We start from the raw sequence: 13,905 nt of genomic DNA on the forward strand, positions 1-13,905 counted from the left end.
CGATCGCGCCGCATCGACATCCCGGAAGTTACGGTTCGCGATCGGCCAGCGCGGCCTGCTGCTGCTGTCGTGGCTCGCTCCGGTCGTGCTTCTGGTCGTCTGGGAATTGCTGGCGCAGGCCGGCTGGCTATCGCCGCAGGTGCTGCCGGCCCCGAGCAAGGTGGTGCGGACGGCCTTCAGGCTCGCGACGTCGGGGAGCTTGCTGAACGATCTCGGCGTCAGCCTGCTGCGCGCCACGGCCGGGTTTGCGATTGGCGGCAGCATTGGATTTGCGCTCGGCGTCCTCGTCGGCTTCTCGCGGATCGCGGAAGCTGCGATCGACCGCAGCATTCAGATGATCCGCGCGATTCCGTTTCTCGCTGCGCTGCCGCTGGTGATCGTCTGGCTCGGCGTCGGCGAAGCCCAGAAGATCTTCCTGGTTGCGCTCGGCGTTGCCTTCCCGATCTATATCAACACCACGCTGGGCATTCGCCAGGTCGATCCGAAGCTCGTCGAGCTCGGCCGCGTCCAGGGCCTCGGAATACTTGAGCTGATCCGGCGCGTCATCCTGCCTGGCGCGCTGCCCTCGATCCTGACCGGCGTCCGCTATGCGCTGGCGACAGCGTGGCTGGCGCTGGTGGTCGCGGAGACCATCGGTGCCCAGTCCGGCATCGGCTTCCTCGCCATGGACGCCCGCGAGTTCCTGCGCACCGACGTGATCGTGCTGACAATCGTGACCTACGCGCTGATCGGCGTCGCCGCCGACGGAATCGCGCGCGCCTTGGAGCGGCGCCTGCTGGCCTGGCATCCGAATTACGGAGGTACGCGATGACGCTGCATGTCCCGTCCTCACTGATCGCTGCTGCTGCAGCCGTCGTCGTCACCGGCCTGCATCGCGCCTATGGCGACCGCGTCGTGATCGAGAACCTCAATCTGCGCATCGAGCGCGGCGAATTCGTCGTCCTGCTCGGCGAGAGCGGTTGCGGTAAGACCACGCTGCTGCGGGCGCTGGCCGGCCTCGATCCGATCGATGGCGGGCGCATCACTGCGCCGCGGCGGCCGGCCGTCGTGTTCCAGGAACACCGGCTGCTACCGTGGGACAATCTGTGGCGCAACGTCGCGCTCGGTCTCAATGTGGGCAACGCACGGCAGCGCGCCGCGGCCGCACTCACCGAGGTCGGGCTGGGCGGCCGGCTCGACGACTGGCCGCGCAACCTCTCCGGCGGACAGGCCCAGCGCGTGGCGCTGGCCCGCGCGCTGGTGCAGGAGCCCGAGCTGCTTCTGCTCGATGAACCCTTTGCCGCGCTCGACGCGCTGACCCGCATTCGCATGCACGATCTGGTGCGCGAGCTGGTGGCCGCGCATCGGCCCGGCGTTCTGCTGGTCACCCACGACGTCGATGAAGCGATCGCGCTCGCCGACCGCATCCTGGTGATGCGCCAGGGCCGGATTGCCTTCGAGCACCGCGTGAGCCGCAACGGTGCGGCTCCAATCGCCCGCGCCGACCTGCTGGCGGAGCTCGGCGTCGGCACCGTCCATTCCATCCCTGCCTGAGGATCACGCAATGACCCGCCTCCGTTTCACCAATCCGTCCCGTCGCAGTTTCCTCGGCGGCGCGGCGTTCGGCATCGGCGCGCTCGCCGGCCTCGACCTGTCCGCGTCAGCAGATGCGGCGACCGGTCGCGTCACCGACACGGTGCGTCTGACCTGGGGCCTGAGCGGGCTCAACCTGATCGCCAAGGAGCGCGGCGAGTTCGAGAAGTTGCTGGCGAGGGACGGTATCAAGGTCGAATGGCTGGGGCCGTTCCCGAACCATGCACCAACGCTACAGGCGGTGACCGGCGGCAGCGCCGATTTCAGCTTCGGCGGCAGCACGACGCCGGCACTCGCCGCGATCATCGCCGGCTCGCCGCTGGTGTTCACCCAGTTCGTGGTTTACGAGCCGCGTACCACCGCGATCATCGCACGGGATGACTCCGGCATAAACAAGGTCGAGGATCTCGTCGGCAAGTCGGTGGCGGTGAACCGCTCGGGCCTCGGCGAGTTCCTGTTGGTCGCGGCGCTCGAGAAGCACAAGGTCGACCGCACCAAGGTGAAGTTCGTCTATCTCAACCCGCCGGATGCCGCGCCGGCGCTCGCTTCCGGTAAGGTCGACGCCTGGTCGATGTGGAGCCCCGGCGTGGACATCGCCCGGCTCGAATACAAGGCGCACGACATCTTCCTAGAAGGCCGCGATCTCGAGTTCCAGATCGATTACACGTCCTATCTGACGACCAGGAAGTTTGCCACCGACAATCCTGCGCTGGTCCGTGCCGTGAACGACGCGTTCCGCGCCGAAGGCAAGTGGATTTCCGAGAACAGCAAGGATGCCGAGTTCATCGCGCAGAAGGCCGGCAAGTACAGCGACCAGGTCCGCGACCAATTCATCGCGCTGAACCGGCAGTATCGCTACTTCGCCGCCAACGACGAGAACTTCCTCGCCGAGCTGCAACGTGCCGCCGACTGGCTGGCCGAACGCAAGGTGCTTCCGGAGCCGATCAAGGTCACCGACCATCTGGCCCAGCTCTGATCAACAACCGTCCAATCAACCAACGTCGCCTCGGGTGATATCCATGAACAAGCCTGTAACCGCCACCTCGCTGGAGCCATCCGACCGCCTGCGCGATCTCCCGCCCGATATCGACGCGCTGCTTGGCCGCATCGCCGAGGGTGCCGGCGATCGCGAGCGCGAGCGCGTGCTGCCGTTCGCGGAGATCGATTTCATTCGCAAGGCCCGTCTCGGCGCCTTGCGGCTGCCGCTTGATGCCGGCGGCGCCGGCCTGTCGATCCGCGCGCTGTTCGAGATCGTCATCCTCCTCGGCGAGGCCGACGCCAATGTCGCGCACATCCTGCGCAACCATTTCAGCGTCGTCGAGCGTCTGGTGCGGCGCCCCAAGGACGAGCAGCACCGGCAGTGGCAGAAGGCGGTCGCCGACGGCGCGATCATCGGGCTTGCCGCGACCGAGCTCGACACGCCGAAAGTCGGCAACGTCACGCCGAACACGACGCTTACCGCCGATGGTGACGACTACCTGCTCAACGGCACGAAATACTACAGCACTGGTACGCTGTATTCGGACTACGTCCTCGTTCGCACCGCTGACGCGTCCGCGAGCAATGCCGCCGTGCTTATTCCGGTCAAGCGCGATGGCATCGAGCTGGTCGACGACTGGGATGGCCTCGGTCAGCGGCTGACCGCGACCGGCACCACGCATTTCCGCAACGTCCGCGTCAAGCGCCAGGAGGCCGTGTTCGATGCGCCGGACACCGGCTATGGCATTCCCTACTCCAACACGTTTGCCCAGCTGTTCCTGACCGCGATCAATGCCGGCATTGCGCGCGCCGTGCTGCGCGATGCCGCCGCGCTGGTGCGGTCGCGCAAGCGGACGTTCTACTACGCGCCCAGCGAGGTGCCGGTGGACGATCCGCTGTTGCAACATACCGTCGGCCAGATCGCAAGCGGTGCATTCGCCGCCGAGACCGTGGTGCTTGCCGCCGCGGAAGCGCTCGATGCCGCCACCGATGTTTTCGACGCCGGCGCTACCGACGCGGTCGACGCCGCGCACAAGGCGGCGCTGCTGTCGGCCAAGGCCAAGATCGTTGCGGATGAATTCGCGATCCGGAGCGGGAGTCTGCTGTTCGATGTCGGCGGCGCCTCGGCCACCAAGAAGGCGACCAATTTCGACCGCCACTGGCGCAACGCGCGGACGCTGGCGTCGCACAATCCGAACACCTTCAAGACCCGCTCGATCGGACAATATGAGATCAGCGGCACGCCGCTCCCCGCCAAGGGCTTCTTCTAACAAGAGCTCCGATCCGGCGAGGCAACGCAAGGGAGAACCCCGATGAGCAGGCCGGATATCCATCTTGTCGATGCCGATCACGAGATCGAGCGGCAATTCCGTCTTGTGATGCGCCGCCTCCCGGCTGGCGTCTGCATCATCACCGCGGGACAGGGCGAGGACATCACCGGCATGACGGTGACCTCGCTGACCTCGCTCAGCGCCAGCCCGCCGCGGCTATTGGTCAGCATCAACCGGCAGGCATCGTCCTTCGCTGCCATAGCCCGTTACCGGCAGCTTGGCGTCAACATTCTCGGCTCGGACCAGCAAGTGCTGGCCGAGCGCTTCAGCAATAGCCGGCTGAAGGGCCGCGAGCGCTTCGAGGGCACCGCCTGGAGCCCCGGCGCATCCGGCGTCCCGCTGCTGGAGCGGTCGCTTGCGATGATCGAGTGCCAGGTCGAGGAGATCATCGAGCGGCATTCCCACGGCATCATCGTCGGCCGCCTCTCCAGCATGGAGCCGTCGCATCGGCTGTCCGGCCTCGCCTACTGGAACGGGCAGTACATCCAGATCGATCACGAAGCCGATCTCGATCTGTTGGCCGAAGTCAGCATCCCTCTAGCGCATGTCCGTTAGGACGGGAAGGTACAGCATGAAACGCGAGTTGCTGCCACCGTCGCCGCCGTCATCAGCCGGCTCCGTGAGCCGACCACCCGGCCGCTGGCAGCTCGACGGGATCGTGGCCGAGCGCACGTCCCGAGAGGAAACCCACAGCATCCGGCAAGACGGCGAGGCGCCTCGCGCGCCCTCGCGCGAGGCGCTGGAGGCGATCCTGGACGGCCTCACCGAGGCGCTATTCCCACGTCACTACGGCCAATCGGACCTCGATGGCGAGAACATCGACTATTTCGTCGGCAACACGCTGAGCACGGCGCTGGATTCGCTCAGCGCGCAGATCCATCGTGGTGCACTGTTCGTCGGCGACGAACTGGAGCCGGGCTTTGTGCACGAGGAGGCGATCGAGCTGACGCGCGCCTTCGCCGCCCAGCTGCCACAGGTCCGCGGGCTCTTGATCAACGATCTGCGGGCGGCGTTCGTCGGAGACCCGGCGGCGCGGAATTTCCCCGAGATCCTGATCGGCTATCCCGGGATGACCGCCATCATCCACCATCGCCTTGCCCATCTGCTCTACCAGATCGGCGCCCGGCTGGTGGCTCGCCTGATGTCGGAGATCGCCCACACCAGGACCGGCATCGACATTCATCCCGGCGCCCGGATCGGCTCCGGCTTCTTCATCGATCACGGCACCGGCGTTGTGATCGGCGAAACCGCCATCATCGGCAACAACGTCCGGGTCTACCAGGCCGTCACCCTGGGCGCGCGGCACTTCCCGACCGACGACGAATGGCGCGGTCCGCCTCAAGGTGTTCAAGCAGATGCTGGCGGAAAACAAGTTCATGCCGCCGGGCGTCGAGCAGTGGAATTTCAGGCTTCCAGACTCGGGGCTTTTCCGGGCTGAGGCGACAACCAAGGCAAGAGCCAATTCACGATCGATATGGTAGCCGTGCCATCGTCAGCTGTCATCAGGAGCCGCGAACCTGTCCAGGGTCGGCTGGTTTCGCATTGACACCAACCAGAGCCAACAGAGATTGCACAATGACTAGACGACGGCGACCGACCATCGTCGTGGCAACTCGACCATCTCCGATTAGTTCATAGATCTTGGTCCGCCCGAGACCTGTCGCCTCACAGGCCTCCGCGACAGTGCAGGTCACCCGCTGCGCAAACGGGAGGCGACGCAGATGGCTGGGCACCGGCATATCTGCGGCTGTACTACGTTCAACTTGGACACTGCTTTTGAGGTCCCGACCACGCCGTATCAAAATCACGTCTCCTCCATAATCGAAAGAGCTACCCTGAGGCGCCCCGCCTTCAACGTCAACGGAAGCAAAGGAGCAGAAGGGAGGGCCCTAGCGAGCGTCAGGAAGTGGCAGAAAAGACACGGCTACGAAAGACAACGCTGAATTTTTCGTAACTGAGATTGTACCCGACCAGGACGACAGGAAATCTGATGCTGGACAGGGCATCGGAGGCGTACTCCGCATCAGTCTTGACGTCACGCAAGCTGCACAACAAAAACCCGAAGTCCTTCAAATGGACTAAGTCTGCCAACCAGATTTTGGCTTCCGTTAAACGCTTCTGCCACAAAGCTCACCAGACTTTATGTGGTGAACTTTAGATTCACGTGACTAGCACTACTTTGGCAGATTGCTGGATTTCTTATCAGGATTCCCGAATCAATTTTTCAATAATTCATAAGTGGCCTACCGATCAGTCCTGCGTCGAGGAGTAACCGCTGAGCAGCTATCGGCCATCAAGAATAGGCTGCGCATCCTTCCAATCTGCTTGGCTCTGATGGCCTGTATTGCAGATATCCAGCACTCTTTCCGATCTTTAAAACAAGCAATGCTGTTGGTGTTACCCCACTCCCTACCGCGCAAGCGGAAGGCATAGATAACGCCGTTATCCAGCACCTTGCCGCAAAGTTGATCGAGCGAGCCAAAGACTGCCAACGACTTCTGAAGGGCCCCTAAGCTTGTACAAATTCGCGGTTCGCGGTCAACTACCGACGTAGTGGACGGTCATCCGCGGCCTATGGAGTAGAGGCCGTGAGGCCTTACTCACCGCCTTCGTAGAACAGCTCCAATGGTAGGCCGACCAGCGCCTTGCCGATCCAGTCCCGTGCGATCACATTCGACGGGCCCATCGCGATCGCTGCGCGCGCGTCTCGATAGGATCGCTCGATCGGACCCCGATGGTAGCCATAGCCGCCGGTCACCGTCAGCGCGGTGGCCGCGACCTTGTTGGCGACCTCGGCGGCGTGGACCTTGAATTCGGTCAGCGGAATCAGGATCTCGCTCTGCGGCCTGCCGGCGCACCACAGCACGTCGAGTCGCGCCGCGAGCTCGTTGCGCCACGGCCGCAAGGTCTCGACGAGCACCTTGGCGGCGCCGAGCTCCTGCCGGATCGCCTGGTAATCCGATAGGCTCTTATTCCGATCCTTGTGCACGAAGCTCGTGGTGTGCGCCACCGCCGCGTTCAGCGCTCCGCGCGCCACGCCTTCCCAGACCGCGCCGAGCCCGATCAGATAAACCGGCGACACGCCGTCATAGATGATCTCCTTGCCCTGCCCCTCGGTGCCGAGCCGGTCGCGCCGTGGCACCTGCACGTTGCTGTAGCGGATCGGGCCTGAATGATTGGCCCGCACGCCGAGCGCATCCCAAGGCCGTGATTCGATCCCTTCGGCCTTGCCGTCGACGATGAAGAACACAATATCGGCCTGGTCCTTCGCGCCGGGCGTGCGCGTCTGCACCACATAGTAATCGGCTTGGCCCGAGCTGGTCGTGAACGACTTCTCGGCATTAACCAGATAATCCTCGCCGTCGCGCGAGGCTTCGGAGAGATTGTACCACCAGTGCCCGCCAGTGGCGCGCTCGCTGGTCGAATAGGTGCCGAGCAGGCCGCCATCGTTGGATTTGAGCCAGCGCTCCTTCTGATCGGCGCTGCCGAACAGATTGATGGTCTGGGCCGCGCCGACATGCATCACATAGACGAGGCCAGTCGAGGCATCCGCTTGCCCGATGCGATAGGCGGCTTCGGCGAAGTCGACGTGAGCGAGGCCGAGCCCGCCATGCTGCACCTCGTTCAGCACGCCGGTCCAGCCGGCCTCCGACAGCGCACGCAGATTCTCGCGCGGAAACCGGCTCTCCTTGTCGTTGCGATCGGCGTTCACCTTCACGGTGGCGTCGATCGCGGCGTCGAGTCTTGCATAGACGTCGTCGTCGATCTTTCGGGCGAAATTTTCTTGGGCCATGGTCATTCTCCGGTCCGGGTTGATGTCAAGCGACAGCCTGGGTCGGCTGCCGGCTCGGATCGACTTGTGACGATCCGCCGAGATAGAGCGTCTTGATGTCGCCGCGCCGCCGGAGCTCGGCGGCGGCACCCGCGAGCACGCTGCGGCCGTTCTCTAGCACGACAGCGTGGTCGGCGAAGCGCAGCGCCACCGTCGAGTTCTGCTCCGCGACCAAGATCGACAGACCCTTCTCGGCATTGAGCTGTTTGAGCGCGCGAAAAATTCCCTCCACGACGAGCGGCGCCAGCCCCATCGATGGCTCATCGAGCACCAGCAGCCGCGGCCGCGACATCAGGGCGCGGCCGATCGCTGTCATCTGCTGCTCGCCGCCGGAGGTCAGCCCGGCCAGCGAACGGCGCCGCTCCTTCAGCCGCGGAAACAACGTGTAGACGCGGTCGAGATCATCTGCGGTCTCGGCGCGGGTCGCATCGCGCCCGATCGCGCCGGTGAAGAGGTTCTCCTCGACCGTCAGCGACGCAAAGCAGTGCCGCCCCTCGAGCACCGGCACGATGCCCTCGCGCACCAGCGTGGCGGCCGATGAACCGGCGAGGTCACGACCATCGAACACAATACGGCCGGCAGTGATCTGGCCGCGACGGGCGGGCAGAAGCGACGACACTGCCTGCAAGGTGGTCGATTTGCCAGCACCGTTGGCGCCGAGCACGGCGACAATTTCGCCTGGCCGCATCACGAGCGACACATCGCTGACGGCGCGGATCGCGTGGTTGTAGGTCGCGGCCAGGCCGTCGACAGAGAGCAGGACTTCACTCATGGTTCGATCCATCGGGTTGCCGGCTGCGGGAGGCACAAGGCTCACGCAGCCGCGCGATCGGTTACTGGCTGACCGGATCGTCGCCGGAGGTGCGGGCCTTGATGCCGTGCTCCTGAGCATAGGCGGCCGCGGACTTCTCGATGATCGGCCGCAGGAACGCCCAGTCCGGCGCGATCCAGTCCGAGACCACCTTCCACTTCGCGCGATCCCACTGCTGGAACGTGACGCGGCCGTCGCCCTCGTGATTGTCCCAGGTGACATTGATAGAATGGAACAGCCCCTTGGCGCCGAGCGTTTCGACCCGCGCCGGATCGAGCTGCAGATGCTCAAAGCCCCAGCGCACCTCGTCGCCGGTCAGCGTGCGCTTGCCGAACTTCGCCTGCGCGATCCGGATTGCCTCGACATTGAGAATGCCGTTGACGATGCCGAGGTTGTGGTAGACGCTGCCGATCCGCTTCTTGTCGTCGAGATTGCCCTTGCCTGCGCCATAGACGGTCTTGATCACCTCTTGCAGCACCGGATATTCGGCACCGGAGGCTTGTGTCGTGATCGCGATGTAGCCCTTGGCGGCATCGCCCGCCGGGATCACATCCTCCTCGGAATTGGACCAGACATTGCCGATAATGTGGTCGGCCGGGAAACCGACCTTCTGCGCGGTCTTCAGCGCCACCGGATTCATCACGCCCCAACCGCGCAGCACCACATAGTCGGGCTTGGCACGCCGGATCGAGAGCCATTGCGATTGCTGCTCGTTGCCGGGATGCGGCACCTCGATCTGCTCGACGCTGAAATGATACTTGTCCGCGAGGAGCTTGTAGATCGGGATCGTCTCCCTGCCGTAGGGCGAGCCGTGATAGAGCACGACGATTTTCTTGTCCTTGAGCCTGTCGACGCCGCCTTCGCGGCTGGCGATGTAGTTCACGATACCCGAGGTCTCGCTGTAAGGATTGAGCAGCAGCGGGAAGACGTAGGGAAAGACGCGACCGTCGGTCGAATCGGTGCGGCCATGGTTGACGGTGATCAGCGGCACTTTGTCCTTAGTGATGCGGTCGATCATGGCGTAGGCGATGCCGACCGACAGCGGATTCCAGGCAGCGACGCCGGGCCGGTTCTTCAACCGCTCATAGACCTCGACGCCGCGCTCGACCTCGTACTGGGTCTCGCCCTCGTCCCAGGTCAGCTTTACGCCGTTGACGCCGCCGTCGCGGATATTGATTAGGTTCAGATAGTCGATGAAGCCGCCGAAGAAGCCGGTGCCGCCGGCGGCATAGGGGCCAACCCGATAGCTTTGCAGCGGAAAGAACTGCTCGTCGGCGTGGACCGCCGGTGCTCCGGCAAATGCAAGGACGCCCACTACCCCCAGCGCGAATTTCAAGTGTCGAAACCTCATCGTCAGCTCCTTGATGTGTCAGTTGCAGGAAACGTCTTGCGGAGACCGGTCCACGCCGCCGACGCCGCGCGAAACCGGTCCCACAGCGCGATCAATCCGCGCGGCTCCGCGATCAAAAAGGCGATGATCAGCGCACCGATCACGATGCGCTGGCTCATCTCCAGCACGCCGGAGTCGAACACGCCACCGAGCAGCGCCGCGCCGAGCCGCGACAGGATCAGCGGAAACACCACGATGAAGGCCGCGCCGAGGAACGCGCCGCGCAGCGATGCCAATCCACCGATGATGATGATGAAGAGGATCTGGAACGAGCGATCGAGATTGAAGCCGGCCGGCTCGACCGTGCGCAGGTAGGCAAAGGCCCACAGCACCCCAGCGACCCCGATCAGGAATGAGGAGACGCCGAACGCAAGCAGCTTGGTCCGTAGCAGCGGCACACCGATCACCTTTGCCGCGATCTCGTGATCGCGGACCGCGATGAAGTTGCGGCCGGTCTGCGATTGCAGCAGCAGCAAGGTCAGGATCGTCGCCACCGTCACGACGGCCAGCGAGAACAGGTAGCGGCCCGCCGCGCTGGTGAAGGAATAGCCGGCGATGGTCAGCACTGGCGCGTCGATCACGCCGGACGGATTGTCGTTGGAGAACCAGCCGAACTTGGTCAGCGCCCATTGTACGAAGAACTGCGCCGCGAGCGTCGAGACCGCAAGATAGAACCCGCGCAGCCGCAGGCTCGGCAGCCCGAACACGATGCCGATCGCGGCCGCGACGAGGCCGGCCAGCACCAGGTCGAGCAGCAGCGGCAGCTCGGGCACACGGAGATGCAGATTGTAGGCGGCATAGGCGCCGACCGCGAGGAACGCGGCCGAGCCGAGTGACACCTGCCCGGCACAGCCGGTGAGGACGTTGAGCCCGACCGCGGCGAGCGCCAGCGCGAGGAACGGCGTCAGAACCGCGTCCATCAAATAATCCGAACCGGCGAGCGGGATCACGCCGAACGCAATCACTGCGCCGATGCCGATCAGGATGCGGTCGATGACGGGGCGGGTCTGGCGCGGGTTCGAGGTTGCGTCCATGTGCTAGACCCTCTCGACCAGCTTCTGCCCGAACAGTCCCGAGGGCCGCACCAATAGGAATACCAGCGCGACGACATAGGCCGCCCAAGCCTCGATGCCGCCGCCGACCAACGGGCCGACATAGACCTCGGCGAGCTTCTCGATCGCGCCGATCAGGAGGCCCCCGACGATGGCGCCGGCGATCGAATCGAAGCCGCCGAGCACGAGCACCGGCAGCGCCTTGAGCACCACCAGCGACAGCGAGAACTGCACGCCGAGCCGCGCGCCCCACAGCAATCCGGCGACCAGCGCAACGATGCCGGCGACCGTCCACACGATGGCCCACACCCGCGGCAGGCGAAGGCCGACCGCAAGTGCTGCAAACGGATCGTCGGCGACGGCGCGGAACGACAGCCCTGTCCGCGTGGTGCGGAAGAACAGCGCGAACAGCGCAACCAAACTGCCCGCCACCGCCGCCGCGAACAGGTCGAACCGGCTGATGAAGACGCCGACGATATCGAGCGGCACGTCGCTGATGCCGATGTCGAGGCCGTGGACCTGGGTGCCCCACAACAGCTGCGCCGCGCCTTCGATCACATAGGACAGCCCCAGCGTCGCCATGAACAAGGTGATCGGCGGCTGGTTGACCAGCGGCCGCAACACCGTGCGCTCGACCACGACACCGAGCGCGACCATGATCGCGAGTGTCGCCAGCAGCGCGAGCGGAAGCGCGACGCCGCGCTCGACCAGACTGACGAAGGTCAGCGCCGCGAACAGCAGCATCGCGCCCTGCGCGAAGTTGAGCACCCCCGAAGTCTTGTAAATCACCACGAAGCCGATCGCGACCAGCGAATACATCACGCCCGACAGCAGGCCGCCCACCAGCACTTCGATGAGAAATTGATAGTCAAACATCAAAGTGCGAGCTCCGTTTCGTCCGCATGCGCGACGCCGAGATAGGCATCGACCACCGCTTGGTCGGACCGCACCTGGTCCGGCGTGCCGTCGGCGATTTTGCGGCCATAGTCGAGCACCGCGACGCGATCGGACAGCCCCATCACCACACCGATGTCATGCTCGATTAGGACGATGGTGGCGCCATAGCTGTCGCGGGCGTTACGGACATGCGCGGCCAATTCGTGCTTCTCGCCGAGCGCGACGCCCGCAAAGGGCTCGTCGAGCAGCAAAAGCGACGGCCGCGCCACCAGCGCGCGCGCCAACTCGACGCGCTTTTGCAAACCATACGGCAAGGTTCCGGCGGCGCGGTCGCGCACCTCGCGAAGGTGCAGGAAGCCGATGACGTCTTCTGCGGCGGCGCGGTTCTCCGCTTCGATCCGCCGTGCCAGAGGCGAGCCGGCGATCTGGCGCAGAAAGCCGGCGCGGACCCGGTGCGCCAGTCCCATCAGGACGTTGTCGCGCACCGAGAGGCCCTTGAACACAGCGAGATTCTGGAACGTCCGCGCCACACTATGCTGCGCCAGCCGCGCCGTAGGTACATGGCCGAAGGAATGCTCGCCGAGCCAGACCCGGCCCCGGTCCGGCCGGTAGAGCCCGCTGATGACATTGAGCAGCGAGCTCTTGCCGGCACCGTTGGGGCCGATCACCGCGCGGATCTCGCCTTGCGCGACCTCGAGATCGATGTCGCGCAGTGCGGCGACGCCGCCGAACGAGAGCGAGATGTCAGCAAGCGCGAGCACCGGCTGGATCTCGCCACTGCCTCGTTTCACGAGCGCACGGTCCGCGACGTCCGCGCGCGCGGACAAGGGCGCAGAGAGAGCCGGCTCGACAAGGGCGCCATCCAATGGAAGCACACCCGCGCTTGCTGCGATCCTGGTCACGCCAATGTTTCCCGGATCACTCGGCGGCCTGGACGTGCCGCGCCGCGTCCGCTTCCAGTGCACGCACCAGCGGAATGACGCGGCGGCCGAAATACTCGACCTCTTCCTGGAAATGCAGGAAGCCGAGCAGCACCAGGTCGACCCCGACCTCCTTGAGCGCGATGATGCGCTCGGCGATCTGCTCGGGCGTGCCTATCAGGTTGGTCTTGAAGCCGTCATTGTACTGGACGAGATCCTCGAAGCTCGATTTGGCCCAATTGCCCTGACCTTCCGGCGAGGCTTTGCCGGCGTTCTTAACCTCGTGACCGAAGGCATTGACGGCCTCCGGATCGGCCTTGGCGATGATCTCGTTGAGGACGCTGCGCGCCTCGGCCTCGCTGTCGCGCGCGATCGCGAACGCATTGACGCCGATCCTGACCGAATGGTTGTTGGCCCTTGCCTTGGCCCTGATGTCATCGACCTGCTTCTTGATCTCATCGACCGAATTGCCGTTAGTGAAGTACCAGTCCGACACTCGCGCGGCCATGTCGCGCGCCGCGCGTGAGCTGCCGCCCTGGAAGATCTCGGGCAGCGGCTGGGCCGGCTTCGGCTTCAGCGTGTAGTCGCTGAAGCGATAGAAATCGCCGCGGAAGGTGAAGCTGTCCTGGGTCCAGATCCCGCGCAGCGACCGGATGAACTCTTCCGAGCGCCGGTAGCGTTCGTCGTGATCGAGCCAGGGTTCGCCGATCGCGGTGAACTCGCCACGGAACCATCCGGAGACGATATTAACCGCAACGCGGCCCTCGGTGAGCTGGCTGATGGTGGCAATCTGCTTGGCGGCGACCGCCGGATTCCAAGGCCCGGGCAGCAGCGCCGCGATCACCTTCAGCTTCGTGGTCGCCGCGAGCAGCGCGTGGCTAAAGGCGACCGGCTCGTGCTGGAACTCGGCGCCATAGCCGGCCGTGAAGCGGATCTGGCTCAGGGCATAGTCGAACCCCGCCTGTTCCGCGATCTGCGCCAGTCGGCGATTGTAATCGATATCCCAGCCGGTTCGCTGCTCGATCTTGCTGATCACGAGGCCGCCGGAAACGTTCGGCACCCAATAGGCGAATTTGATCTGATCATGGTTCGCGGTCATAGGAATGTCCTTCTGAAGTTTGG

The 13,905-nt window shown here is 64.6% G+C and carries 14 protein-coding genes and 1 pseudogene; 7 read left to right on the forward strand and 8 right to left on the reverse strand.

What is annotated here, in order from left to right; translation table 11 throughout:
• Positions 1 to 40 precede the first annotated feature (40 nt).
• The 6 genes from E2I15_RS23530 to E2I15_RS23555 are packed head-to-tail and all read left to right on the forward strand — an operon-like array spanning position 41 to position 5,319.
• Entirely contained in the window at positions 41 to 811 is a 771-nt protein-coding gene (locus E2I15_RS23530; protein WP_137478245.1) for an ABC transporter permease subunit, read from the forward strand.
• Positions 808 to 1,533 (forward strand): ABC transporter ATP-binding protein, encoded by a 726-nt coding sequence (locus E2I15_RS23535; RefSeq protein ID WP_137478101.1) that lies wholly within the window; start codon positions 808 to 810, stop codon positions 1,531 to 1,533. Before E2I15_RS23530 ends, E2I15_RS23535 begins: the two co-directional genes overlap by 4 nt.
• A 10-nt stretch (positions 1,534 to 1,543) precedes the next feature.
• Positions 1,544 to 2,548: an NrtA/SsuA/CpmA family ABC transporter substrate-binding protein gene (locus E2I15_RS23540; RefSeq protein WP_137478102.1), complete on the forward strand. Its 1,005-nt coding sequence runs from the start codon at positions 1,544 to 1,546 to the stop codon at positions 2,546 to 2,548.
• Between the two features lie 43 nt (positions 2,549 to 2,591).
• Entirely contained in the window at positions 2,592 to 3,821 is a 1,230-nt protein-coding gene (locus E2I15_RS23545; RefSeq protein ID WP_137478103.1) for an acyl-CoA dehydrogenase family protein, read from the forward strand.
• Between the two features lie 42 nt (positions 3,822 to 3,863).
• Positions 3,864 to 4,436, forward strand: coding sequence for a flavin reductase family protein (locus tag E2I15_RS23550; protein ID WP_137478104.1), 573 nt, complete (start codon positions 3,864 to 3,866; stop codon positions 4,434 to 4,436).
• 16 nt (positions 4,437 to 4,452) lie between these two features.
• The gene (locus E2I15_RS23555; RefSeq protein WP_246729434.1) at positions 4,453 to 5,319 is read left to right on the forward strand and encodes a serine O-acetyltransferase; all 867 of its coding nucleotides are present in this window, start codon (positions 4,453 to 4,455) and stop codon (positions 5,317 to 5,319) included.
• 64 nt (positions 5,320 to 5,383) lie between these two features.
• Here E2I15_RS23555 and E2I15_RS39875 read toward each other — a convergent pair whose 3' ends face one another.
• A complete protein-coding gene (locus E2I15_RS39875; protein WP_137478105.1) occupies positions 5,384 to 5,620 on the reverse strand; it encodes an excisionase family DNA-binding protein in 237 nt (78 codons plus the stop codon).
• 299 nt (positions 5,621 to 5,919) lie between these two features.
• On the opposite strand from E2I15_RS39875, the pseudogene E2I15_RS23565 reads away from it, so the two are divergent.
• A pseudogene (locus E2I15_RS23565) lies at positions 5,920 to 6,039 on the forward strand (IS630 family transposase); the annotation flags it as partial.
• Positions 6,040 to 6,477: 438 nt separating this feature from the next.
• Here the strand turns inward: E2I15_RS23565 and E2I15_RS23570 are convergent.
• From E2I15_RS23570 to sfnG, 7 genes are all read right to left on the reverse strand, one after another.
• On the reverse strand, positions 6,478 to 7,674 hold the full coding sequence (locus E2I15_RS23570) for an acyl-CoA dehydrogenase family protein (RefSeq protein ID WP_137478106.1): 1,197 nt from the start codon (positions 7,672 to 7,674) through the stop codon (positions 6,478 to 6,480).
• 25 nt (positions 7,675 to 7,699) lie between these two features.
• Positions 7,700 to 8,485 (reverse strand): ABC transporter ATP-binding protein, encoded by a 786-nt coding sequence (locus tag E2I15_RS23575; protein WP_137478107.1) that lies wholly within the window; start codon positions 8,483 to 8,485, stop codon positions 7,700 to 7,702.
• 61 nt (positions 8,486 to 8,546) lie between these two features.
• On the reverse strand, positions 8,547 to 9,875 hold the full coding sequence (locus E2I15_RS23580) for an ABC transporter substrate-binding protein (RefSeq protein ID WP_155262529.1): 1,329 nt from the start codon (positions 9,873 to 9,875) through the stop codon (positions 8,547 to 8,549).
• Positions 9,876 to 9,877: 2 nt separating this feature from the next.
• Complete coding sequence (locus E2I15_RS23585) at positions 9,878 to 10,948, reverse strand: branched-chain amino acid ABC transporter permease (protein ID WP_137478108.1); 1,071 nt, start codon at positions 10,946 to 10,948, stop codon at positions 9,878 to 9,880.
• A 3-nt stretch (positions 10,949 to 10,951) separates the two neighbouring features.
• A complete protein-coding gene (locus E2I15_RS23590; protein ID WP_137478109.1) occupies positions 10,952 to 11,842 on the reverse strand; it encodes a branched-chain amino acid ABC transporter permease in 891 nt (296 codons plus the stop codon).
• A complete protein-coding gene (locus E2I15_RS23595; RefSeq protein ID WP_246667996.1) occupies positions 11,842 to 12,654 on the reverse strand; it encodes an ABC transporter ATP-binding protein in 813 nt (270 codons plus the stop codon). Before E2I15_RS23595 ends, E2I15_RS23590 begins: the two co-directional genes overlap by 1 nt.
• Positions 12,655 to 12,781: 127 nt before the next feature.
• Complete coding sequence (gene sfnG / locus E2I15_RS23600) at positions 12,782 to 13,882, reverse strand: dimethylsulfone monooxygenase SfnG (RefSeq protein ID WP_137478110.1); 1,101 nt, start codon at positions 13,880 to 13,882, stop codon at positions 12,782 to 12,784.
• Positions 13,883 to 13,905: the final 23 nt, after the last annotated feature.

This window comes from Bradyrhizobium sp. BR2003, from assembly GCF_009720285.1.
Lineage (GTDB): Bacteria > Pseudomonadota > Alphaproteobacteria > Rhizobiales > Xanthobacteraceae > Bradyrhizobium > Bradyrhizobium elkanii.